Origin of the sequence: Bacillus cereus group sp. N8, assembly GCF_016483685.1 — a bacterium.
Lineage (GTDB): Bacteria > Bacillota > Bacilli > Bacillales > Bacillaceae_G > Bacillus_A > Bacillus_A proteolyticus.
Map to the genome: position 1 here is coordinate 40832 of NZ_JAEHBK010000016.1, position 22028 is coordinate 62859.

Sequence of the window (22028 nt, forward strand, 5' to 3'; positions counted from 1 at the left end):
GGGGAGATACGCATGACAATGAGGGTAAAAGAAGTAGCTAATTTAGTTGGAATTAGTGTGCGCACACTGCATCATTACGATGAAATTGGGTTGTTAACCCCAGATGAGACGACAGAGTCTGGATATCGTCTGTATTCCAATGAAAATTTAGAAACATTGCAGCAAATTTTATTTTTTAAAGAGCTTGGCTTCCCTTTAAAGAAGATTAAGGAAATTATCATGAGTCCTTCATTCGACCGTGAAGAGGCATTACAGCTTCATAAGAAAATGCTTCTTGAAAAGCGGGCTAGATTGGATAAGGTGATAGCGACGATTAATAAAACAATTCAGCATACAAAAGGAGAGATTGAAATGACGAACAAAGAAAAATTTGAAGGATTTGATTTCAGCCATAACCCATATGAAGAAGAAGCACGTGAAAGATGGGGGGATACAGCTGTAGATAAAGCGAATGAATATGCGAAAGGCATGTCAAAAGAGAAGCAAGAAGAGTTTAATGATATTTATAGAAATTTAGCGACGCTTAGACACGGAGCACCTGATTCTAAAGAGGCGCAAGAAGCAATTGGAGTATGGTACGATTATTTGCAAAACTTCGGTCACTATTCGTTAGATGCTTTTAAGGGACTTGGCCAAATGTATGTTGCTGATGAGCGTTTTACGAAAAATATTGATAAGTTTGGCGGGGGTTTAGCGCAGTTTATGTGTGATGCGATGGAGGTTTATGCGGATCGTAAGAAATAGTAAAAAAGGTGGAGGTTTTTTCCACCTTTTTATTTTTTAATCATATCATTCAAAGTCTGATCCCCCGTATTGTTCAAATGAGGGTTTTTGCTCATTTCTCGTTTTAGCATGTCGAGGCTTTGTGTATATTCTGTATCATTTAAGCTACCGGATTGTAGTCCTTGAATTTGAGAAATCAACTTTTGGTCTGTTGATACATATGCTTTATAATAGCGAGGAACGATGGACAAAGCAGTTTTATATACTTGATCCGCTACGAGTTTCGGATCCGTTGTGTTTGCACGGTATACAACAAATACTTCATCATCGGTAACGAGTGTAGCGGCATTTGCAACATCGGGAAGTTTAACTGTCATGCTTGTAATCATTTCAGCAACTTTCTCGCGGTTAATAGCTCCTACTTGTTTGTTAGATACTTCATGTTTTTGTTTAGATGAATAGCCGACTCTTGTGAGCCTTGTGTTTGTATTTTCTGTATGATACATGTCGTTTTTGTTGGAAACAAGAACACGGCTTCCTTCTTCACTTTCCATTTCGGCTTTATTTGTTGATTGGCAGCCTGCAAACAAGGAAAGAGTGAGAAGGGAAAGTAAAATTTGTTTTTTCACGATGTATCACCTCCTTCTCCATAGCATGTACTAATTTGCAATTTTTTGTATTTGAAATTGTTGGTTGTTATGCTTTGTGATACGATAAAAAGAAGAATGCTTAGAGAGGAAGTTAATGATGGAGCAAAAGCAAGAGCAAGAGATGCATGCTACGGTGAGCATTAATAATGTGCAGTACGAAGTAATTAAAAACTTTCGTGACGGTTTTAGTGAAGAAGCATTTAAAGAGCGTTATGCAGAAATTTTAAATAAATATGATTATATCGTTGGGGACTGGGGCTATGAGCAACTTAGATTGCGCGGATTCTTTGATGATAGTAATCAACGTTCGACATATGATACGAAAATTAGCACTTTATCAGAGTATTTATACGAGTACTGTAACTTCGGTTGTGCACATTTTGTATTACGAAAAGTGAAGAAATAAAAAAATCCTCTTACGATTGTAAGAGGATTTTTTTGCATATTCTCATTCATAAACAAATCGAAATAGAATCGCCTTCAGAAAGTATTGTATTTGGTTTCATTTGTTGTCCGTTCAACTGTATATCCCCATTTTTAATTTTATCCACAATGAGTGTACGGCTCCAATCAGAAATATATGTGGATAAGGCTTTATCAATTCGGTGTGAACCGAAAATGAGGTCTAATACGATCGTGATTTCGGCTATATCATTTTCTTTATGTTGCGTAATGGAAATGGTAGTAGTTGTTTCTATTTGATCTTGCTGCGTCATATCGACTGTTTCAACGTGATCAGTAAATGATTTATAAATACGCAGTTTTTGATTCCACGTATGATCTTTCGGACATTTATAAATGGCAAAGCGGTATATGTTTTTTCCATTGGCGTTATGCCTACGAATATTCGTGTCAGTAAATAGGGTAGTGCGTCTGCAATTTTTACAATACTTTTCGATTGTGTTTTGCTCGTTTTCATATAAACTCCAAGAAAGTTGTACTTTCTGCATTTTCCTTCACCTCTTATATAGTGGTAAAGGAACGTAATACAGCTATTTGGATGTCTTGTAGTATGAAGACAGGAGAAGTAGACAAAAATAAAAGGAGATTCCCCAAGAGGAACCTCCGTAAACATCATACTACAGATGCGTTACGTTCCTTTGTAATGGGAATGGGCAGACTACTCCCTTGAAAAAGCACGGTGCTTTTTTGAGAGTAATGCTATCCAATTGCTGGTCCATTACAAAGTAATTGTTGGCATACGTAGATAACGTCCTTTCTATCCAAATAGATTTATTCTTAATTATAACATATTGGTTTGAAAATTCAAAATACTTAAAGTGAAAAAACACCAGCTAATTTAGCTGGTGCATAAAATAAATTATATAAGTTCAAATAAAAATGAGCGTAATTCTTCTGCAATTTCTTCAGACATAGAAAATGCGTGCTCTAAGTAGCCTGGTTCGTTTAAATCGTCAGGACCGATGATTGCAAATTTATTGCTCTGCATATCAAGGACTATCGTTTTACCGTAATGACGATCGGAGTATAAAAGCGCTAAATCATGACGCTCATTTTCTCCCATAAAGCTAACGAAACGAGTTTTTGTAGCGACTGTATCGTCGTACAGAAAGAAACGTTCTTCCATACACATGGCTCCTTTTATTAAATATCTAAGTTTAAGTGTGGTTTATGATCTAAATGGTGGTGTGTTTTAATGAATCGTACCGTTCTTGTTTTGTAACGCATTACGATAGAATATGTTTCAGCTAAATCTCCACCAAGGAATTTCACGCCGTCTAATAACTCACCAGCAGATACACCTGTTGCTGAGAAGATTGCATCATCACCAGATACTAAGTCATCTAGCATAAGAAGTTGACGAGGATCTTCTAATCCCATTTCACGACAACGAGCTTCTTCTTCTTCGTTCATTGGAACTAAGCGTGCTTGCATTTCACCTTCAAGGCATTTTAATGCTGCTGCAGAAATAACGCCTTCTGGAGCTCCGCCAACACCTACGAATAAGTCGATACCTGTTCCAGGTAAAGCTGTTGCGATTGATGCGCCAACATCTCCATCACCAAATAATTTTACGCGTGCACCTTTTGCACGAACACGGTCAATAATATCTTGATGACGTTCACGTTCTTGCACGATAACCGTTAGGTCACGAATCTTTTTATTGTTTGCTTCTGCTACAATTTCAATTGTTTTTTCAATTGGATCATCTAAGCTAATTTTACCAGCTGCTTTTGGACCAACCGCGATTTTTTCCATGTACATATCTGGAGCATGAAGAAGGTTTCCTTTATCTGCGATTGCGATAACTGCCATTGCATTTGCAAGGCCTTTTGCAACGATGTTTGTACCTTCTAATGGATCAACGGCGATATCTACTTCTGGACCGATACCTGTTCCTAGTTCTTCACCAATATATAACATCGGTGCTTCATCAAGTTCTCCTTCACCGATTACAACTGTACCTGCCATGTTTACTGAATCGAACATATCACGCATTGCTGTAGTTGCTGCATCATCTGCTTCATTCTTCTTTCCGCGGCCCATCCACTGTGCGGATGCTAATGCTGCTGCTTCTGTTACACGGACAATTTCTAGTGCGAGTTCACGTTCCAAGATTCCATTCCTCCAATTTCAAAAATCATACAAATATAACTATAACAAATAACGAGGAAAAGGTGAATTCGAAAAATTGTCGATTTTTTCAGAAGAAAGCGTTACAATTAAAATGTAAATGCTTTAATTTCCAGGTAGGTGACATTCATGTATTTTGTAGACAGAAAGAAAATAGAACAAATGCTAGTATGTTTAGAACGAGCAACAAGTACATTTCAAGAGAAAAAGATATATGAAACCGAGTTTGAATTTTACGCATTAGAACGCATAGCACATCTAATTATTGATTGTGTATTAGATGTAGGAAATGCGATGATTGATGGATTTATTATGCGCGATCCGGGAAGTTACGAAGATATTATCGATATTTTAATTGACGAGAGAGTCATAAGTGAAGAAGAAGGAAAAGGCATGAAGGAAGTTATCCTTCTTCGAAAAATGCTTACGCAAGATTATATTCAAATGAATCATGATGAGTTATATAAGACGATTCAAAAACATATCGCAGTGGTAGAGAAATACCCAGCGAATATTCGCAGTTATTTAGAAAAGGAATTAGGACCTGTATCTGCATTTGTACCAGAATAATTATGCTTATAAGATCCCCAAGGTGCCTTTTTGGGGATCTTATATTATGTATGAGAGAGAAAAGGGAGAAGGGTAAGCTATGGGGGAAGCACGTACTACGAAAGAAGAAATTATACAATTATTGAAGGTAAAGGGCGAGCATACTGTAGCAGAATTAGCCGAAGCTTTAGAAATTACAGAGATGGCGATCCGAAGGCATTTAAGTAAACTAGAGAATGATGAGCTAATTTATTCAAAGATGGTAAGGCAGCATGTTGGAAGACCAACATATTTGTATGGACTAAGTCAAAAGGGAGAAGATACATTCCCGAAAGAATATAAGCAGTTTGCTATTGAAATATTAGATGATTTAGCTCGAATGGACGATGAAAAAATACTTCGCTATGTTTTACAAGCGAGAACGAAACGAATGGAAGAACAGTTAAAAAAGAAGATAAGTAATCAAAGTAATTTAGCGTATAAAGTACAGGAAATAGCTGCTATGCAAGAGAAAAGTGGTTATATGGTTCAAATAAAGAGAGATGGGGAACACTCTTTCATACTTGAAAAGCAAAACTGTCCGTTAAAGGAAATAGCGGAGAAATTCCCGCAAGTGTGTGAAGATGAAAAAGATATGTACAAGCGGTTATTTGCAGGGGCAAATGTGAAAATGTTAACGAACATGTGCGTGGGCGATTGTAATTGTTCGTACCAAATAAAAGAGAAAAAATGAACGTTATGGGACGCTTTAGGGTAAAGCGTTTTTTTCTTTGGAAAAAGGGGGTAATATAAGAGTGGTATGATAGATGAGAACGTTAGCATAGAAGGGGAGACATAATCGATGTATAAAGGTTATTTAATTGACTTAGACGGTACGATGTATCGCGGAGAAGAGCAAATTGAAGAAGCAAGCGACTTCGTAAAAGCATTAGGAGAACGCGGCATTCCATATTTATTCGTTACAAATAACTCAACTCGTAAACCAGAACAAGTGGCAGAAAAACTTGTTCGTTTTGATATTCCAGCAAAAGCGGAGCAAGTATTCACAACGAGTATGGCGACAGCAAACTTCATTTATGAGCGTAAACAAGATGCAACTGTATATATGATTGGTGAAGAAGGCTTACACGATGCACTTGTGGAAAAAGGATTTGAACTTGTGGATGAAAATCCTGATTTCGTTGTTGTCGGTTTAGATCGTGACATCACATATGAAAAATTAGCAAAAGCTTGTCTTGCTGTGCGTAACGGCGCAACGTTTATTTCCACAAATGGGGACATTGCCATTCCGACTGAGCGAGGATTATTACCAGGTAATGGTTCATTAACATCAGTTGTAGCAGTATCAACAGGTGTGGATCCAATCTTTATCGGAAAACCGGAATCAATCATTATGGAACAAGCGTTAAAAGTGCTTGGCATAGGAAAAGATGAGGCATTAATGGTTGGGGATAACTACGATACGGACATTTTAGCGGGAGTAAATGCTGGCATGCATACCCTTCTTGTCCACACTGGAGTAACAACTGTGGAGAAGTTAACAGAATACGAAGTTCAACCGACGCAAGTTGTGCATAACTTGACGGAGTGGATTGAGAAGATGTAATGAAATGCAGGTAACCGGAAGAGGTTACCTGTTTTTTATGCATAATTGCATATATGGTATGTGGATATAAATGGTAAAATCAAGTTGTTAGCATATGTGAATAATGGTTGGGGGCCAAGAAGTGTATTTGATGTCATGTATTATTTTTATTTTAACACTATGTATTTTAGGTTTTGTTCTATGGAAGATATATAAAATAAATGATATGAAAAAAAGTGCTGGAAAACTTATTGCAACATATCCCAGGTTGAAACGACGTTGGATCGTATTACTTGGACCAGCGTACTTCATCGGACAATGTATGTATACGCATACTCAATACGTAAGTGGTGATATTGGGACAGTTGAACAGTTTCTTGTTCAGTCAGGTAGTTATGCAGCAGCAAGTTGTTTAATGACTTTATTAGCTATTCATCTCATTAAGAGTGTACAAATATATGAAAAAGGCGTAATAGACGGATTAAATTTTTATTCGTATGAAGAATTAAAAGGGTATAAAACATCTACATGGGGGAATTCAAAGGAAAATATTTTTTTATATCGCGGGCGAGAGAAAATGAATGATAATATCAATTTACTTATTAGAGAAGAGGATATGGATGAGGTAGAAAATATCCTTCAAAGATATATTCCTAAATTAATGATGAAATAGAAAAAATCCGGTCTTATAACCGGATTTTTTCATTAAAATACGCGATTCACAACTTCTTTAACTTCTTCAAGATATTGTTTACGCACACTATCATCCACAGAAGGAACACTTGTATAGAATGTATGCTCAAGTGTTTCAATTCCTGTAAATTCAAAAATACCAACATCCGCTGTTTTCTTCATTGCGTCAAACATACCGCCGGCTAGGTATACTTCTTTCGAATTTCCCATTGTAGATAATAACAATCCTTTTTTACCACTTAATAACTTTTCAATGCCATTTTCACCGTAAGCATAAGCAAAGCCGTGGCTAAATACACGGTCAACGTATCCTTTTAAAATAGCAGGAAGTCCCGCCCACCAAACTGGGTAAATGAATGTAATACTATCAGCCCAAGAGATATGCTCCTGCTCTTCTTTAATATCTTCTGGTGTATTTCCTTGAGAAAATGAGATGAAATCGGAAGCGCTTAATACTGGATTGAAGTTTAATTCGTATAAATCACGAACGCGTACTTCATGGCCTTTTCCTTCTAATTCACTTTTTACAGTTTCTAAAATAGCATGGTTGAAGCTTTCTGTATTCGGGTGTGCATAAACGATTACATGTTTCATTTTTCTTCCTCCTATTTGTGGATATGTGAGTAGTTTTTTGTATTCGTGTAAGTAGTATGGTTACTTTTGTTGCGAGAGTCAACTTTTCTGACGTGAGAAATAAAATGAAGATTTAATCAGTTAATACGGGATACATGATAGTATATTACAAAAAAATACAAATAAGTAGGGATTTTGCATTTTTGAATAGAATATATAGATTGGTAAATAGAGAGAGCAGGGGATATGGGGATGAATATTATTGAAATTGAAAGGTTAGAAAAATCGTTTGATATTGGGGATAGTAAAGTAAAAATATTAAAAGGCATTAATCTTCAAATTCAAAAAGGAGATTTCGTTTGTATTATGGGGGCAAGTGGTTCAGGGAAAACGACTTTATTGCAGCTACTAGGTGGATTAGATATTCCATCGATAGGTAGTATTCGAGTTGACGGTACAGAGATTTCAACATTAAAAGAAAAAGAGCTCGCTTTATTTAGGAGGCATAAAATCGGTTTTATTTTTCAACAGTTTAACTTAATTCCAGTATTTAATGCAGAGGAAAATGTAGGATTACCATTACTGTTAGATAATGTCTCGCAAAAAAAGGCAACGGTGACAGCAACTCGTTTATTAGAACTTGTTGGATTGAAGGGAAAAGAAAAGCATTTACCAGCACAGTTATCAGGCGGTCAACAGCAAAGGGTTGCGATAGCAAGAGCTTTTGCAAATGAGCCGGCTATTATATTAGCAGATGAACCAACAGGGGCATTAGATTCAGAAAATAGCAAAAATATAATCGCGGCACTTCGCAATGCATGTGATGAATTAGGGCAAACAGCTGTCATTGTAACGCATGATCCGTTCGTAGCGGCCCATGCAGATAAAGTTGTTTTCTTATTAGATGGTGAAGTAATTCATGAACATGCTGAAAGTAAAGGATGGAAATTTCGAAATATCCCGCAACAAGTTACTCACATTCAAGAGATTATGAATCGCCACTTTAAAGTAGGAGGTAAAGGTGATGCGATGGGTAATTAAATATGCGGTAAAATCGATGAAACAAAATTGGTTGCGAAATATGCTGATTGCCCTCGGTGCAGCTTTAGGTGTTATGTTAGCGACGATGTTATTACTAGGCAATCAATCAGTAGAGCAAAGTGTGAAGGAACAAGTAGTAAGCCGGTATGGAGATTATAATTTGCAATTTGGCTATATAAAAAATGATATGTATTTAAATAATGAAAGTTTACAAGGAATAGATGGCTTAGAAAATGCTGAAAAAATATCAAAAGTACTTATACCATACCCTTTTCCAAATTATAAAGAGTTATCGGGAAAGCCGTCCTATTGGGGTGTTGAGCAAGATTCTCCAGAAATGCATTCGTATAAAATATTAGAAGGTCGATATCCGAAAGAAGGGGCTGAAGTAGCACTGACAAAAGGATATACAGATCGTGAAAATATACGGGTAGGAGATACGATTAAGTTGCCATTCCCGCAACATGGAGAAAAGACTGTAAAAGTCGTCGGGATTTTAAATCCGCCGCTAATGGCGGCAATGGGGCATGGGGCTTATTTTCCAATCCAGTGGCTTCAAAAAGAATTAAATCTACCAAACCAGTTTAATCTCGTTCAAGTGAAAACGCCCGATGTAAATGTGAAGAGAGCGATTGCTCTTGATGTAAATAAGAAGATAGAAAATATAAAGGTAGACCAACGTACTTATGTCGATAAGGCATTTGAACGACTAAATGTAATGAAGCCATTAATTTTTAGTTTAGGTGGTATTGCCTTATTTGTAGTAGCCCTTTTAATAATGGGAAGTTTCTTCTTATCTGTCAGAAGTCGATTTAAGCAATGGGCATTATTACGTGCACTTGGTAGTAATCCAAATCAAATTATATTAGTCGTTTTATTAGAGGCTTTATGTATTGGAGCAATTGGATCTCTAGCAGGAATTGTTCTTGGAGCGAGTACACACACAATTGCGGCATCATTCATTAATAAATGGGTGAATATTGAGAGTGCTGGGAAAGAATCATTCTCGATTTCAGGTGATATTTTACTCATTACGTTTTTACTAGGGATTGTTATGTCTGTCATAGGGGCTATTATACCAGCTTTCATGGTTAGAAAGATTCCTCCAGTTCAAGCACTTCGGCCAGGTCTTCCTAGTAACGAGAAAAAAGAAAAAAGATGGAGTGCTGTTAGTCTTAGCATTTTAATTATTGGTACTGTTATTGGACTAGCGGGTAACGTATTAGAGGAGTATATCGGTTTTAATCCAAGTGCGATAGGAGCGCTGTTATTTGCAGTTGGTTTGTTATTTGCGATTCCGTTATTTATTCGTATGATAGCGCCTGTTATTGCAAAACCTTTACAAATTATATTTCGAATTGAAACGACGATTAGTAGTCGAAATATAATTCGTTATCGGAATAAGGCAGCTGTTTCAGTTGCTATACTAGCATTTGGTTTTATGTTAGCACTTGTTGGAACGATGTATGTAAATTCTATGTATGAAGGTATGAAAAAAGGATTACAAAAGCATTTACCAGCGGATTTAGTAGTACGTGTACCGATGGAGTCGCAAAGAATTGAGATTTTACCATTTAGTTGGATGGAGAAGGTTAAAAAAGTTGACGGTGTAGAAGCGAGTGTAGGGAATGCTACTGACTTCACAGCAAAACTTGTAAATTATGACTTTAAAAAAGCGAATCAAGAATGGTATGAACATGCGAAAAAAAATAATCTTAACTATGATTCAATGGAAGTTGTGGGTAACGATATTGTAGCGTATCAGAAAGTAACGAAGGCGAAAGTGATTTCAGGGCAAAATTTAAATAAGTCATTACAAGATGGTGAGGGAGTCGTTACGAAAGAAACGGCTAAAAATTTAGGACTTCAGTTGCAAGATACGATTGAAGTACAAGGAAAGGGAAAAGAAAAACAAACGATTAAAGTCGTTTCGATTATTGAGCAAGGATTAAGGTTAAGAGGGTTGGATATTTTTGTGAATGAACAATGGGCCCGTGATAAGTTTCACGTGCAAGGGTATGAAGCGCTTCAAATTATGACTAATTCTAATCAATCATTTGAAGCGATTAAGAAGCAAGTAAAACAAATTACAAATAATAAAGAGAATGTAGAAGTTATAAATAGTTATGATTTATTGAAAGAACAAGAGCAATTATTATCGCAAATGATGATGTTAATTCGTTTGTTAGTTGTAATTATTTTCATCATTTCTGGTATAGGATTAATGAATGCGATTGTCGCAAGTTTACATGAAAGACGTGCTGAAATTAGTATGATTCGTGCGGTAGGAGCTATTCCGAAGCAAATGAGACGGATTGTGTTATTAGAGGGAACTTTACTTGGAGCGATAGCTGGTTGTATTGGCATTTTTGGCGGAATTTTGTTTAGTTACATTGTGTTATCAAGCTTAGAGTTAACGGTTATTATCATTCCGTATAATCAAATGTGCATATTGGCTCTAGCTAGTGTGGTGCTTGGAGCAGGGGCGGCTATGATTGCTTCATTACAATTAAGAAAGTTTAAATTAAGTGATACTTTAAAGGAGTTATCAGCATAAAAGATTGCTACACCCCGCTCATACAAAGAACAAAGAAGACGAATAAAATAATGACAATACCAATGCCGAAGTTAAATACAAGAGTACTATCCATATATGTAACCTCCTTGTTTGAAAGTAAAAAGCACTCTGGCTGGAGTGCTTTTTATTATCCGAATCTGTCGCAACGAACACCCTAGCTTATAAAAAGGGAATAATGCGTTTAAAGAGTTATAGTAATTTATGCATTTATTTTGTAAATGAGCAAGTCCTGCTCAGGTATAGAAAAAAAGACACTCTTTTGAGTGTCTTTGATGATGACAAAATGTGCCAATTGCTTGAATTTGATAAGACGTTAATTTTCCGGTTAACGATCTTTCTTAATCAAGAAGTGTAACAACAGCGATTCAAATAAAGTTTAGCATTTTTTAAATGGGTGTGCGTATGTAATTATGCATATTGTAATTAGAGGGAAATTGAGTGTTAAAAATGAATGAGTAAATATATATAGAATATTTGATGAGGAGCGAGAGGAATGGAAATACATAAGTTAACAGAAGAAGAAGCGAATGAGATAAATATGTGGACGTATGAGGAGCCGTACAATTTATATAGTTTTTCAGGAGAGGCTGAAGTAATAGAAGAGCTATTAGATGGGACGTATTACGGTTGTTGTGATGAGAAGGGAGAATTCATCGGCTATTTTTGTTTTGGAGAAAATGCGCAAGTTCCGGGCGGAAGAGATGCTAATTTATATAAGGGAGAAGGTGTAGTCGATATCGGAATTGGCATGAAGCCAGATTTAACAGGAAAAGGTATGGGGAAAACATTTTTTCAAGCTGGAATTGCATTTGCTGCTGAGGAATTGAATTCAAAAATGTTTCGACTAAGTGTAGCGACATTTAATAAAAGAGCAATTAGGTTATATAAAAACATTGGATTTCAAGTAGGACCTGTTTTTTTGAGCCGTGGAAGAGAGTTTATGCTTATGGAATACGAAAGGCCGTCAGTATGAAACTGACGGCCTAGACACCTTATTCCGAATGCTCAGCACGGTGCGCTAAACGACTTGAAGCAGCGGCAGCGATTCCGCCAACGATATCGTCAAGGAATGTGTGTACTTTTCCAGATGATTTATCATTTAAGTATTCTAAAATACCAGGTTTTAATTTATCGATATATCCAAAGTTCGTGAAACCGATAGAGCCGTACACGTTAACGATAGAAAGTGCGATAACCTCATCAATTCCGTATAAGCCTTCATCACGTTTTACGATATCTTGTAATGGCTGACTTAGCATTCCTTTTTCAGCAAGGACATCAAGTTCAATGCCTGTAATAAGTGCGTTTTGTACTTCGCGTTTTGATAGTACACGCTCAACGTTATAACGGCATTCTGACATCTCTAAATTTGCATGGTATTTCTTTTGAAGAAAATGAACAAGTTCAGCAATATCGTCAATTGTTACACCGCGTTCTTGTAATAGTTGTAATGCTCTTTCTTGTAGTTGATTTGATTCTTTCATGTTTATCACCTTTTTTTCTTTTTAGTATTTGTATACGTTTCGTTGCTTTATCATGTGCATAGGAATGAAAGGCGAGCACAAGCTCATATATATAAAGAAAAACCATAGGTGGCGACTGCGATGATTCAGCATATTTATGAGCATTATCACATGCATGTTAAAGAATTAATCCCCCTTGGCCCCTATAAAAGCTTTTGGATTCGCAACAAAATTTATGTACTTGTTCCAATTGGAGAAATGGAGGAAGAAGTACTTGTAGAGATGAAAAAGCTCAGTGATTATATGAACCAGCAAGGGGATATAACTGTAGCGACTTTCGTTCCGACTATACACGGCTACTATGTAAGTGAGATAGAAGAACAAAATTACTGCTTATTAAAAGGTATGCGTGCGTTAGAACGACATGCTACATCATTAGGAAGTGAGCTTTCTATATTCCATAAACGAGGTGCATTCTTTCCAGAAGAAATCGAGCAATTAAGCCGCATTGGTGAATGGAAAGCATTATGGGAAAAAAGGCTCGATCAATTAGAAAAGTTTTGGCAATCACAAGTGATGAACCACCCTACAGACGTATTCGATCAATTGTTTATTGAATCCTTCCCGTATTACTTAGGAGTTGCAGAAAATGCAATTCAATATGTTGTCGATACAGAGATGGATGATACGCCGCAAATGACTGATGCAGCAACAATTTGCCAAGAAAGATTCACACCTTTATTATGGCATCAAACGAAGCGCCTCAAACTTCCTTTCAATTGGGTGTATGATCACCCAACTCGAGATATGGCAGAATTAATTCGCTATATGATGATAGAAAAAAAGAAAGATTGGGAGCAAACAATCGTCCAATTTGTTACAGATTATGAACGGAATTATTCGCTATCCTCATTTGGTTGGCGCCTATTATTTGCAAGGCTTCTGTTCCCGCTCCAATACTTTGAAACCGTTGAACGATATTATCAAACAGGAAACGAAGAACAAAAAAGCATATATAGAGATCGCTTAGAAGCCATTTTACACGATGTGAACCGCTCCGAGCAATTTATGAAGCATTTTTACGGGTCACTTCGTTTACCAGTTGATAAGTTAGGGATTAGGAAATTAGATTGGCTATCTTAAAAGTATAAAAAAAGAGACCGATGGAGGTCTCTTTTTTTATACTACAATTGTATGTAATACATTATGCCCCTACCTGTTGATCTGCACATATATTTAAAATGAATTGATGTCTTTCGATTTTTTCATTTACTTTACTCAATAATTCTTGCTGGATTTCTTTAAATAAAAATTGATAGCTTGTATTCCACGTTGGTATAACCGATGAAAGGTCTAATAAATACTCTTTTTTCTTTTCTAGTTCTTGAATTGTTAAAAAAGTGTTTCCCATTCTTGGCATATGTCGTCCCCCTATGTTTTTTACTTTATCCCGCTTATATGTGTGAACGATTCACTATATAGTATTAATTATCGCATTTTTTGAGAAGGATTTCCAATTTTGTTTTATGATGTTAAAGGAGAAGTGTTATTTGAATAAAAAAAGAGACCCAAATGGGTCTCTTTTTAGAAAACGATTCTGAACGAGCCGCTTCCGCTTTTAATTAAAATACTTGTTCTACTTCAATAACGCCTGGTACTTCTTCAAGTAATGCGCGTTCGATACCAGCTTTTAGTGTGATTGTAGAACTTGGGCAGCTTCCGCATGCACCCATAAGGCGTAGTTTTACGATACCTTCTTCAATGTCTACTAATTCAACGTCTCCGCCATCGCGAAGTAAGAATGGACGTAATTTATCTAATACTTCTAATACTTGTTCTTGCATATGTGGGTTTTCCATTTTTATCGACTCCTTTCATCAGTTTTATTATAATCAAGATAGAGGGGAAAATCTATTTTTTCTCTTCTTGTTTTATTGTCGAAATATTGTATCGTGTGTACAACGTGTTTTTTCAGTATAGGGGTATGGAATAAGTTTGTAAAATGATGTGCTTATGTACTAAGACATCTGAATATGCTGTTGAAACAAGAAGTGGGGGAGAAGAAATGGTTAATGTTCAAGTGTATGGGACGAAAGTAATTTGTGCGAGCTGCGTTGGAATGCCATCTTCAACAGAAACGTTTGAGTGGTTACAAGCGGCAATTGGTCGTAAATATGAGGGACAAGAAAATAAATTTAATTTCGAGTATATTGATTTTCAAGAAGAACAAGAAGATGAGGATAAAAAAGCATTCGCAGAGCGAGTAGTGGAGGAAGATTTATTTTATCCAGTCGTTCTTGTAAATGGAGAAATTGTTGGAGAAGGAAATCCACGTTTGAAGGATGTTTACGAAGAAATCGAGAAATATTTATAAAGCATGAAGCCTTTGCGAATTTGCAAAGGCTTTTTTTATTGGAGGGATAGATGTGGAGAATGGAATAAAGCAGGCTCTACCAGAAGAAGTAAAACAGTTAATGGAGCAGTACATAGTAGGATTAAAAGAAATTTTTTTGGATGAAAAAATAGTCGGGGTATACATTTACGGATCAATCGCGCTAGGAGCATTTCATATAGAAACGAGCGATGTTGATTTTGTTACGGTAATAAGTGATTCCGTGAATGAAGCTGAAAAACAACAAATTGTAGAACTGCATAAGAAAATGAGTGAAAGTACGTTAGGTAAAAGAATGGATGGTATGTATATTCCGCTTGCTGACTTAGGGAAATACAATCATGAAATAAATGAGTACGTGTATTGTGCAGATGGTAAGGTCGATATTGGTCATTGGGATATTAATGCGGTCACATGGTGGACGTTGAAAAACCAAGGCATTACAGTTATCGGGAAAGAAGTAGAAGACTTTCCATTTCAAATAAAGTGGGACGATGTAGTAAATACAATGAAATACAACGTAGAACATTACTGGAGTGAAAAAGCGAAGCGTCCTTATTTATTTTTCATAGAAGAATGGGTGGAATCAGCTGTCGTTACTATGGGACGTATTTTATATACGTTAGATCATAAAACAATTGTTTCAAAAGATAGAGGATTACAATACTTATTAGAACGTTCAGCGAAAGAATGGGACCCTTTATTAAAAGAAGTAGAGAGAATACGGCAGAGTCCAAAAGAAAAGCGAATGCTCTCAAGGTGGAGAAGGGCAGATATGACGAAGGGGTACTTGCTGTGCTTGATTGAGGAGTGCAGGGGGAAGTGGTAGATGAATAGTAAAGCATCCTTTAGATAAAGGGTGCTTTACTATTTTTATATAATGAAAAAACGCTTTACAAAGAATGAGAAGTCGAAAGATAATATTAAAAAACATATATGCGGGGGAAGAGAATGAGTAACTATAACTTTCATATAAGTAAAGAACAACTATGGAAAGGATGTATTTTAAAGTCGATTGCAGATGCAATTTTTGTAGCACATGCTCCTGATTTCTCACATGAAAGTTCATGGGATGGATTTAACTATAGTATGCAAGATAGTCAAGGCGGACAAGGGACAATTACTTTCCATCCGAATTACACGATTGTATGTCTTCAAGATGTGAATAGTGAGAGAATTGATGAGTGGATTGATGCAGCAAATTATTTCGAAGGGGCACCTTCGGAAGTAATAGACATTGCGAAAGAGGAAGCACTTCAATACGTATTAGAAGAAGTAGAAGGCGAAACAGTTCCTTTCATTACAACAGCTTTTTGGATTGAGGATAGCGGTGCATACTCAATCGATTCATTTGAAGAGATGGAAGAGCATGGTGGATTTTTATTAGAAATCCCACTACTTGATCTTGAATCAGCAATGGAAAGATTAGAAGAAGAGTATGAGCTGACAGAAGAGCAAATAGAGCTTTTACAACTTGTATATGAGAGAAAAATCAAACATCCAAATGAGGAGATTAAGTTGTCTAAAGAAGAAGTAGCGATGATTGAGACGGATGATAGTGAAGGATTAAAAGTTAGTAAAGCGTCGTTTGAAGAGATGAATATTACTTGGGAGTTGTAGGGGAAGGATATAAAAAGTTTGATAAAGCACTAGTAGAAAGTACAATGTGAAATCACATTGCATTTTCTACTAGTTTTTTCATATACATATCAACTTCATGAAAGAATAACGGCTCCTTTTCCTCGGTATTCAGATGCACGGCGCAGTGTAAATATTGCTGTAAATAGTGATTAGCTTGCTCGTACTGTTTTAAGTTATAGAAAGAGAAACAAGTAAGAAGCAGAAACGCTTTTTCCTGTAATATTGGAACGACAGCTAGTACCGGAGTGATAGAGTGTATATTTGTTTTTGCTAAATTCGCATAAGACGCCCACACTTGAAACCAGTCGGAAATGGTAGAAGGATAATCAGGAATATCGATAGTTTCATGTGAAACATTATGCAATAACGGGTTCTGTTTCATATGTATAGGCTCTATTCTCGTTTGTAGAATGCAATCGAATATTGAGATGTTTTCTTTTATTTGTAATTGGTCCGTGATAAGCTACGGGAGGCCGATAGGATGAACTCCTATATTTATATAGAAGTCATCTCCAAACTGGCTTTTTTGTATGTTAATGAGCTTATAAAATCCATTATCAGCTTTGAAAAATGTATGTCTTTTTTTCTTAAATCCAAGCGGTTTTAAAGCAGTGTGTAAATTAATAATGAAATCTTGCACTATTGCGTACTCCTTTAGAGAGGTTTACTCTTCGTCATAATCGTACGTAGTTAAGTTTTGTAAGAAGCTTTCAAAGTTAGGTGCTAATTCAATTATTTGCTCAACTTCATTATCAATAAATATAACTGGAGGGTTTTCAGCAACATTTCGATAGTCTAATGCAATCCATGTATGGCCGTCCCCAGATAAAAGTACGAGCTTCTCAGGCATTTCCCACTCCTGAATTAAATAATGGCTCTCTAAAATACTAGATTCATTTTCATCAAAAGAAATGCCGTATAAGCCAGACACATTAACGTGATCGTCTGCCCAAGAATTTGGCTCTAAAGTAGGGTGAGCATCAAGGCGAAGTGTTCCTCCATTTTGTCCTTTTAGAAGATTTATGTACGATTCTGGAAGCTTTACGTTCAGTACTTCTTCTGCTTTTTTTATTAGTTCGTTGTTAATGGGGGCTAGTTTTAAATAATCATCTTCTGCCCAAATTGTAGTCTTCATATTGGATCACCTCAAATAATAGTTTTAAGAATCTTATTTCATATATTATAGTTAGTTTAAATGACGAGCAATAGAAAGAGGGACAAAACATGGATGTATTTGAATACGTTGATCATGTAAATTCTAAAGAAGACTTGTTGAAATTTCTTGTATATCTTCAAAAGGATTTTAAAGTGAATAAGGATGAATGGGAGAATATAGAGGTAGAGACTTATTTAGAGGCATTAAATGGTTGGTTAGGTGATTATGAAGGTGTTTATATAAATCAAGGGGAGAAGATTCCAGAAAATATTCCATGGAAGTTCATTGCTCAAATGTTACTTGCGGCAGCTCATTATGAATAAAATTAAATTTTTAAAAGATAGAATGGAGAAAATATCATGATTAACCATAATAAAATTAAACAACTTTTAGCATATGTAGATCGTGCTGAGGATAATGAAATTGAGTTAGAGTATGAATCTGAACCTATGACGATAGAATTGTTTAATAGTGAAGAAATAGAAGAAGGGCAACTTGGTTATAGTTTTGATGAAGAAGGGCAAAGCTTAGCCGGGAATGAAGAAGGAGATTGGAAAGAAGGATGGATTGTAATAGGGATAGATTCGTATCTTGGAGATCCGATTTTTGTAGATAGTAACGATGAGAATTGTCCGGTTTATACGGCTATGCATGGTGAGGGAGATTGGGAGAAAGAATGTATAGCGGAACGTATAGAAGATGTTATTGAGAAAGTGCAGGGGAATGTGGGGTAAATAAACATAGTATTTCAACGTGATTAAGAGGGAGAAAATAATGAAAAAGTTTCAAATTGAACTAAATAAATTGCCAACAGAAAATGCTGGAGAAATAGTACTTAGTATAGATGAAAGTATTGTGTTTCAAGAAAAAACAGACATAATAGACCCGATTTGTTGGTTGTTTGACGCTTGGGTTGGATTTTTTAAATATGATGATGCTGTGATTTTTTTGAATGAATATGAAAAAAAGGTGGAATTTAAGAAGAAGGATGGGGAATTTCTTATTCTTAATCAGAGAGGAAAGAAGTTAGCTAGTGTTGATAGTGAGCAATTTTTACGAGTAATCTTTGCGTTTCTTAAAAAGGAGATAGAGCAGATTTACGTAAGTGGGGTGGATTCTTTTCGAATTAAAGATGCTTATCATAGAATGTTAGAAATTGAACCATTTGTTTCTAAACTTGTAAATGGAAATGACACAATTATGTATCGAATTTATCATGCTACAAGTGATAAATATGAATTAAATTGGCAGTATGTAAAAGGAATAGAGGTTGAACCGATATTTACTCCGGTACTATCTCATAATGAGAAGAGTATCTTTTATGTGGAGGAAAATAACCACGAAATTCGTAAACTCGATAGTGAAACGAAAGAAGAGATTTGGCAGTGCAATCTTCCACTAGTAGAAGATTGTAATTGCATAACTGTGAATGGGGTCACAATTATTTGGCATGCGAATAGATTTGGAAAAAATATTGCGAAATTGTACGCTATTTCATCAAGTTCTGGAGAGTTTCTATGGAATTTAGAAATAGAAGGGCATATTATACAAGATGTAAAAACTACGAGGGAAGAATTACCACGTTTATTAGTTATTACACAGGAAGGCTACAATGTTTTATTAGAGCTTGAAAGTGGAGTGAAAGTGTGGGAAAAGAATGTCCGAGTCGGAGGAGAAAAGTTGCAGTGTCATTTTGACTCAGATTACTATGTATTAGCAGGAAATCCTTTTGATGAAGATGGGGAAGTTGATGCATATAGTAACGTTGCAATTGCAATTCAATTATTAGACGCTTCTACACTATGGAAACAAATGATAGAAGATTGTTATCCGAATGATCCAGTTGTTTTAGACAATGAAAATTTTATATGTATAGCAGCAGATTTACTACAAAAATGGGAATATGGTAAAGAAGGTTGTAACGTAATCTTTGAAAAAGTCCTTGATGAAGTAGAATACTCTTACATTGTATCAAAGGAATCAAAAATAGTAGTAACAAGAACTGAGTATGGATACGAAGGTGTAAGTACACAAATACAATGTTATGATCATAAGAACGGTCAAAAGTTATATGAAGTAAATGTACCTTCTGAAATTGAATTGCCTCCGTTTCTTATCGGAGAGATGATGGTATTATCCTTAGGAGAAGGCAGAATTTATGGTGTTCATATTCAAACGGGTAAAGTGATTTGGAGCCGTACTACTCTACATGATATTGCAAGGGTTCTGTTATATAAAGATGGTGAAATTTATATTGCTACTTCAAATTTAGAATTGATAATACTTGATGCTGAATGTGGCGAAGTAAAAGGTATTATTAAACTGCCTAAAAATGTAGTCGAAATAGATTTTATTGTATCGATTGAGGAAGTTAATGATAGATTATTCATTAGTTGTGTAAGTGGAAATATGTTTGAAATAGTAGAAAGCTAATTTGTGAAGTCTCTTAAGTCGAGATTTTAGATTTGGCGATATTCCAATAGTATTTTATATATTCACTAAAAGTGATTCATTAACATCACTTTTAGTGAATATATAAAATAATTAACTTAGTGTATTAAAGATATGATATATGATCATTTTAATACATTTAGAAGTAAAATAAAATAATAAGTGGGTAATTGTCGGAATATATTCGATTTCCGTTCAATTTTGTGAAATATATGCCCTTTTTGTTAGATTACTTCTTTTTATTTCTATAAAATAAATTGATGTAGAAATAAGAAAAGGATGATGTACGTGAAGGAAACAGTTTTACAAGAAACAATTTCTCCACAAGAGTTACATAAAGTTGTTCAAAAGAATACAGCTTATTATGACTTTAAGTGGGGCAAAGTAGAAAATCCAGCGCAAGGGAATACGTGGAATTGGGTAGCCTTTTTCTTCCCAACTTTTTGGTTAGCTTATCGTAAAATGTATAAGTTGTTTATTATACTTACGTTATTGGCAGTACCTACTTTAATTATAGCTACTTTTATTGATATACCAATGTGGATAGATTTTATTATATATGCTGGAACGATGCTGTTTACTGGATGGCAAGGAAACCGATTATATTATAAGCATGTTATCTGTATTTTTCATAAGGAAGAAGATGTGCCTGAGTATAAGAAAGAGTATTATTTACAATCAAAAGGTGGCGCTCATATCGGGCTTATGATTGCTTTACAGGTGATAGTATTTGTATTCTTTGCAGGCGCTAGTTTCGGTTTAGCTTCTATACCAACTGAACCTAATATTAAAAACGTTGTTCGCTTAAGTCTTGAAGGAGAGGCTTTAGAGTCTATCACAGATAAACCAAATTGGAAGTATGTAAAGAAAGAACAAGATTATGATGTAGTAGAATTTACTGGTTATGATTATGAAGAAAAGAAAAATGTGAAAATTAAATTCGCTGTATATTTAAATGATGATTACTTTGAATGGCAAGAAGTGTATTTAAATAATAAAAAGTTGAGTGAAGAAGAAGCTGAAGAGTATCAAATCTATGTTGAAGAAAATATGTGGTTTTTCTAGAGAGAAACTCGTTCATTTTAAAAAGAAGAATCTTGTGAGGGTTCTTCTTTTTATATATTAGAAAAGCAAATAATATTAGGAGGAAAAGAGAGTATGATGGATGTACATTTTTATGATTGGGCTAAGAAACGTCCTAAAAAACATTATAATCGATTACATGAAATGAGAATTTTTGAATTGATTTTTTCAAAGGAATTAAGTAAGTGGGATCTTGGATTAGAAAATGTAGAAAATATTGATATCTACTGTCTAGCAAATCCGAATAAAGATATTTCTTATGAACTACATGAGGTCCTAGGGGAGATTTGTATATCCGTGCCTTATGATTATATGCAATTTTTAAATTTGGAATCAGTTGAGGAGAAGTATAAGCATTTTTGTGAGTTGGTTTACCTCTATGTCGTGCCAGCTATTGAAAAGTATTCAAAAATATCATTAGAAATGATTAAAGAGTATGTGAATGAAGCGCTTCAAGAAATAGAGAAAGAGAATTACGAGATTGTGTTTTTAGTGGATAAAACACCGAAGAAGAGCCCAAGTCGAAAGAAAACGGCTATATTAAAAGGAATTCATCGTTCGGAAGGATTTCAGCTAATGTGTGAAGTGTATAACGATAAAGGGCTAAGAGTAGTAAATACATTACTCGTAGAAGAAGTAGGGAATGCAGTAGTCTATTCTAGATTTTTAGGCAAACTAAAATGGGAAAATGAGCACTTAATAGTAGTGAAATCCAAGACAAGCAGCTGGATGGAAGAAGTACATGTCGAATAAGCTAATTAACGAAAAATGTGAATACAAAACACCATACGAATTGAAATTTTGTAAAATACAATAAAAAATGAGAATTTGAGGTAGGCTTGTCAATAACGCGAG

The 22028-nt window shown here is 35.4% G+C and carries 27 protein-coding genes and 1 pseudogene; 18 read left to right on the forward strand and 10 right to left on the reverse strand.

What is annotated here, in order from left to right; all coding sequences use genetic code 11:
• Positions 1-12 precede the first annotated feature (12 nt).
• Complete coding sequence (locus JDS80_RS20785; RefSeq protein ID WP_071748197.1) at positions 13-744, forward strand: MerR family transcriptional regulator; 732 nt, start codon at positions 13-15, stop codon at positions 742-744.
• 29 nt (positions 745-773) lie between these two features.
• Here JDS80_RS20785 and JDS80_RS20790 read toward each other — a convergent pair whose 3' ends face one another.
• Positions 774-1352: a YhcN/YlaJ family sporulation lipoprotein gene (locus JDS80_RS20790; RefSeq protein ID WP_071748198.1), complete on the reverse strand. Its 579-nt coding sequence runs from the start codon at positions 1350-1352 to the stop codon at positions 774-776.
• A 115-nt stretch (positions 1353-1467) separates the two neighbouring features.
• On the opposite strand from JDS80_RS20790, the gene JDS80_RS20795 reads away from it, so the two are divergent.
• Complete coding sequence (locus tag JDS80_RS20795; RefSeq protein ID WP_002003766.1) at positions 1468-1779, forward strand: YutD family protein; 312 nt, start codon at positions 1468-1470, stop codon at positions 1777-1779.
• A gap of 46 nt (positions 1780-1825) precedes the next feature.
• On the opposite strand, the gene JDS80_RS20800 is transcribed toward JDS80_RS20795, so the two are convergent.
• The 3 genes from JDS80_RS20800 to glpX all read right to left on the reverse strand — a co-directional run bounded on the left by JDS80_RS20800 (position 1826) and on the right by glpX (position 3950).
• Positions 1826-2323, reverse strand: coding sequence for a cytoplasmic protein (locus JDS80_RS20800; RefSeq protein ID WP_071748199.1), 498 nt, complete (start codon positions 2321-2323; stop codon positions 1826-1828).
• Positions 2324-2694: 371 nt separating this feature from the next.
• Positions 2695-2961, reverse strand: a complete 267-nt coding sequence (locus JDS80_RS20805) for a DUF3055 domain-containing protein (protein WP_000392612.1) — start codon at positions 2959-2961, stop codon at positions 2695-2697.
• 17 nt (positions 2962-2978) lie between these two features.
• A complete protein-coding gene (gene glpX, locus JDS80_RS20810; protein WP_071748202.1) occupies positions 2979-3950 on the reverse strand; it encodes a class II fructose-bisphosphatase in 972 nt (323 codons plus the stop codon).
• 147 nt (positions 3951-4097) lie between these two features.
• Here glpX and JDS80_RS20815 point away from each other — a divergent pair, with 147 nt between their 5' ends.
• The 4 genes from JDS80_RS20815 (at position 4098) to JDS80_RS20830 (ending at position 6775) form a co-directional block, all read left to right on the forward strand.
• Positions 4098-4538, forward strand: coding sequence for a DUF86 domain-containing protein (locus JDS80_RS20815; RefSeq protein WP_071748203.1), 441 nt, complete (start codon positions 4098-4100; stop codon positions 4536-4538).
• Positions 4539-4617: 79 nt separating this feature from the next.
• Positions 4618-5250 (forward strand): helix-turn-helix transcriptional regulator, encoded by a 633-nt coding sequence (locus JDS80_RS20820; protein WP_071748204.1) that lies wholly within the window; start codon positions 4618-4620, stop codon positions 5248-5250.
• Positions 5251-5358: 108 nt separating this feature from the next.
• Positions 5359-6123 (forward strand): TIGR01457 family HAD-type hydrolase, encoded by a 765-nt coding sequence (locus JDS80_RS20825; protein ID WP_000276470.1) that lies wholly within the window; start codon positions 5359-5361, stop codon positions 6121-6123.
• Positions 6124-6244: 121 nt separating this feature from the next.
• A complete protein-coding gene (locus JDS80_RS20830; RefSeq protein WP_098888364.1) occupies positions 6245-6775 on the forward strand; it encodes an iron ABC transporter substrate-binding protein in 531 nt (176 codons plus the stop codon).
• A gap of 32 nt (positions 6776-6807) precedes the next feature.
• On the opposite strand, the gene JDS80_RS20835 is transcribed toward JDS80_RS20830, so the two are convergent.
• Positions 6808-7389, reverse strand: coding sequence for an NAD(P)H-dependent oxidoreductase (locus tag JDS80_RS20835; protein WP_199639883.1), 582 nt, complete (start codon positions 7387-7389; stop codon positions 6808-6810).
• A gap of 231 nt (positions 7390-7620) precedes the next feature.
• Here JDS80_RS20835 and JDS80_RS20840 point away from each other — a divergent pair, with 231 nt between their 5' ends.
• The 3 genes from JDS80_RS20840 (at position 7621) to JDS80_RS20850 (ending at position 11960) form a co-directional block, all read left to right on the forward strand.
• Positions 7621-8409 (forward strand): ABC transporter ATP-binding protein, encoded by a 789-nt coding sequence (locus JDS80_RS20840; protein WP_199639884.1) that lies wholly within the window; start codon positions 7621-7623, stop codon positions 8407-8409.
• The gene (locus tag JDS80_RS20845) at positions 8393-10966 is read left to right on the forward strand and encodes an FtsX-like permease family protein (RefSeq protein WP_199639885.1); all 2574 of its coding nucleotides are present in this window, start codon (positions 8393-8395) and stop codon (positions 10964-10966) included. The genes JDS80_RS20840 and JDS80_RS20845 overlap by 17 nt, the downstream gene beginning before the upstream one ends.
• 514 nt (positions 10967-11480) lie before the next feature.
• Positions 11481-11960, forward strand: coding sequence for a GNAT family N-acetyltransferase (locus JDS80_RS20850; protein ID WP_199639886.1), 480 nt, complete (start codon positions 11481-11483; stop codon positions 11958-11960).
• A 19-nt stretch (positions 11961-11979) separates the two neighbouring features.
• On the opposite strand, the gene JDS80_RS20855 is transcribed toward JDS80_RS20850, so the two are convergent.
• The gene (locus JDS80_RS20855) at positions 11980-12471 is read right to left on the reverse strand and encodes a phosphatidylglycerophosphatase A family protein (protein ID WP_044740520.1); all 492 of its coding nucleotides are present in this window, start codon (positions 12469-12471) and stop codon (positions 11980-11982) included.
• A 120-nt stretch (positions 12472-12591) separates the two neighbouring features.
• On the opposite strand from JDS80_RS20855, the gene yutH reads away from it, so the two are divergent.
• Positions 12592-13593: a spore coat putative kinase YutH gene (gene yutH / locus JDS80_RS20860; protein WP_071748210.1), complete on the forward strand. Its 1002-nt coding sequence runs from the start codon at positions 12592-12594 to the stop codon at positions 13591-13593.
• 61 nt (positions 13594-13654) lie between these two features.
• Here the strand turns inward: yutH and JDS80_RS20865 are convergent, their stop codons facing one another.
• Both JDS80_RS20865 and JDS80_RS20870 read right to left on the reverse strand, forming a co-directional pair.
• On the reverse strand, positions 13655-13870 hold the full coding sequence (locus tag JDS80_RS20865; RefSeq protein ID WP_016096616.1) for a hypothetical protein: 216 nt from the start codon (positions 13868-13870) through the stop codon (positions 13655-13657).
• A gap of 202 nt (positions 13871-14072) precedes the next feature.
• A complete protein-coding gene (locus JDS80_RS20870; RefSeq protein ID WP_000431159.1) occupies positions 14073-14309 on the reverse strand; it encodes a NifU family protein in 237 nt (78 codons plus the stop codon).
• Between the two features lie 206 nt (positions 14310-14515).
• Between JDS80_RS20870 and JDS80_RS20875 the strand changes: the two genes are divergently transcribed.
• The 3 genes from JDS80_RS20875 to JDS80_RS20885 all read left to right on the forward strand — a co-directional run bounded on the left by JDS80_RS20875 (position 14516) and on the right by JDS80_RS20885 (position 16462).
• A complete protein-coding gene (locus JDS80_RS20875; RefSeq protein ID WP_000248590.1) occupies positions 14516-14824 on the forward strand; it encodes a YuzD family protein in 309 nt (102 codons plus the stop codon).
• Between the two features lie 37 nt (positions 14825-14861).
• On the forward strand, positions 14862-15671 hold the full coding sequence (locus tag JDS80_RS20880) for a nucleotidyltransferase domain-containing protein (protein ID WP_346011390.1): 810 nt from the start codon (positions 14862-14864) through the stop codon (positions 15669-15671).
• A 122-nt stretch (positions 15672-15793) separates the two neighbouring features.
• Complete coding sequence (locus JDS80_RS20885) at positions 15794-16462, forward strand: hypothetical protein (protein ID WP_199639888.1); 669 nt, start codon at positions 15794-15796, stop codon at positions 16460-16462.
• A gap of 52 nt (positions 16463-16514) precedes the next feature.
• Here JDS80_RS20885 and JDS80_RS20890 read toward each other — a convergent pair.
• Both JDS80_RS20890 and JDS80_RS20895 read right to left on the reverse strand, forming a co-directional pair.
• Positions 16515-17123: pseudogene (locus JDS80_RS20890) on the reverse strand (DUF4304 domain-containing protein).
• Between the two features lie 24 nt (positions 17124-17147).
• On the reverse strand, positions 17148-17618 hold the full coding sequence (locus JDS80_RS20895) for an SMI1/KNR4 family protein (RefSeq protein WP_199639889.1): 471 nt from the start codon (positions 17616-17618) through the stop codon (positions 17148-17150).
• A gap of 89 nt (positions 17619-17707) precedes the next feature.
• Here JDS80_RS20895 and JDS80_RS20900 point away from each other — a divergent pair, with 89 nt between their 5' ends.
• From JDS80_RS20900 to JDS80_RS20920, 5 genes are all read left to right on the forward strand, one after another.
• Positions 17708-17962 carry a DUF7660 family protein gene (locus JDS80_RS20900; protein ID WP_199639890.1) on the forward strand — a complete coding sequence of 85 codons (255 nt, stop codon included), beginning with the start codon at positions 17708-17710 and terminating at the stop codon, positions 17960-17962.
• A gap of 36 nt (positions 17963-17998) precedes the next feature.
• The gene (locus tag JDS80_RS20905; protein WP_199639891.1) at positions 17999-18373 is read left to right on the forward strand and encodes a hypothetical protein; all 375 of its coding nucleotides are present in this window, start codon (positions 17999-18001) and stop codon (positions 18371-18373) included.
• Positions 18374-18413: 40 nt separating this feature from the next.
• Positions 18414-20072 carry an outer membrane protein assembly factor BamB family protein gene (locus tag JDS80_RS20910; protein ID WP_199639892.1) on the forward strand — a complete coding sequence of 553 codons (1659 nt, stop codon included), beginning with the start codon at positions 18414-18416 and terminating at the stop codon, positions 20070-20072.
• Positions 20073-20372: 300 nt separating this feature from the next.
• Positions 20373-21155 (forward strand): DUF2628 domain-containing protein, encoded by a 783-nt coding sequence (locus tag JDS80_RS20915; RefSeq protein ID WP_199639893.1) that lies wholly within the window; start codon positions 20373-20375, stop codon positions 21153-21155.
• A 93-nt stretch (positions 21156-21248) separates the two neighbouring features.
• Positions 21249-21926: a hypothetical protein gene (locus JDS80_RS20920; protein WP_199639894.1), complete on the forward strand. Its 678-nt coding sequence runs from the start codon at positions 21249-21251 to the stop codon at positions 21924-21926.
• Positions 21927-22028 lie beyond the last annotated feature (102 nt).

Bases quoted from the DNA above. Each gene is read 5' to 3' on its own strand.
- JDS80_RS20845 (WP_199639885.1), top strand. From the start codon at position 8,393: ATGCGATGGGTAATTAAATATGCGGTAAAATCGATGAAACAAAATTGG.
- JDS80_RS20815 (WP_071748203.1), top strand. From the start codon at position 4,098: ATGTATTTTGTAGACAGAAAGAAAATAGAACAAATGCTAGTATGTTTA.
- JDS80_RS20800 (WP_071748199.1), bottom strand. From the start codon at position 2,323: ATGCAGAAAGTACAACTTTCTTGGAGTTTATATGAAAACGAGCAAAAC.
- JDS80_RS20850 (WP_199639886.1), top strand. From the start codon at position 11,481: ATGGAAATACATAAGTTAACAGAAGAAGAAGCGAATGAGATAAATATG.
- JDS80_RS20840 (WP_199639884.1), top strand. From the start codon at position 7,621: ATGAATATTATTGAAATTGAAAGGTTAGAAAAATCGTTTGATATTGGG.
- JDS80_RS20785 (WP_071748197.1), top strand. From the start codon at position 13: ATGACAATGAGGGTAAAAGAAGTAGCTAATTTAGTTGGAATTAGTGTG.
- JDS80_RS20870 (WP_000431159.1), bottom strand. From the start codon at position 14,309: ATGGAAAACCCACATATGCAAGAACAAGTATTAGAAGTATTAGATAAA.
- JDS80_RS20805 (WP_000392612.1), bottom strand. From the start codon at position 2,961: ATGGAAGAACGTTTCTTTCTGTACGACGATACAGTCGCTACAAAAACT.
- yutH (WP_071748210.1), top strand. From the start codon at position 12,592: ATGATTCAGCATATTTATGAGCATTATCACATGCATGTTAAAGAATTA.
- JDS80_RS20915 (WP_199639893.1), top strand. From the start codon at position 20,373: ATGTACGTGAAGGAAACAGTTTTACAAGAAACAATTTCTCCACAAGAG.
- JDS80_RS20895 (WP_199639889.1), bottom strand. From the start codon at position 17,618: ATGAAGACTACAATTTGGGCAGAAGATGATTATTTAAAACTAGCCCCC.
- JDS80_RS20905 (WP_199639891.1), top strand. From the start codon at position 17,999: ATGATTAACCATAATAAAATTAAACAACTTTTAGCATATGTAGATCGT.
- JDS80_RS20900 (WP_199639890.1), top strand. From the start codon at position 17,708: ATGGATGTATTTGAATACGTTGATCATGTAAATTCTAAAGAAGACTTG.
- JDS80_RS20910 (WP_199639892.1), top strand. From the start codon at position 18,414: ATGAAAAAGTTTCAAATTGAACTAAATAAATTGCCAACAGAAAATGCT.
- JDS80_RS20885 (WP_199639888.1), top strand. From the start codon at position 15,794: ATGAGTAACTATAACTTTCATATAAGTAAAGAACAACTATGGAAAGGA.
- JDS80_RS20835 (WP_199639883.1), bottom strand. From the start codon at position 7,389: ATGAAACATGTAATCGTTTATGCACACCCGAATACAGAAAGCTTCAAC.
- JDS80_RS20920 (WP_199639894.1), top strand. From the start codon at position 21,249: ATGATGGATGTACATTTTTATGATTGGGCTAAGAAACGTCCTAAAAAA.
- JDS80_RS20820 (WP_071748204.1), top strand. From the start codon at position 4,618: ATGGGGGAAGCACGTACTACGAAAGAAGAAATTATACAATTATTGAAG.
- JDS80_RS20795 (WP_002003766.1), top strand. From the start codon at position 1,468: ATGATGGAGCAAAAGCAAGAGCAAGAGATGCATGCTACGGTGAGCATT.
- JDS80_RS20875 (WP_000248590.1), top strand. From the start codon at position 14,516: ATGGTTAATGTTCAAGTGTATGGGACGAAAGTAATTTGTGCGAGCTGC.
- JDS80_RS20825 (WP_000276470.1), top strand. From the start codon at position 5,359: ATGTATAAAGGTTATTTAATTGACTTAGACGGTACGATGTATCGCGGA.
- JDS80_RS20865 (WP_016096616.1), bottom strand. From the start codon at position 13,870: ATGCCAAGAATGGGAAACACTTTTTTAACAATTCAAGAACTAGAAAAG.
- JDS80_RS20855 (WP_044740520.1), bottom strand. From the start codon at position 12,471: ATGAAAGAATCAAATCAACTACAAGAAAGAGCATTACAACTATTACAA.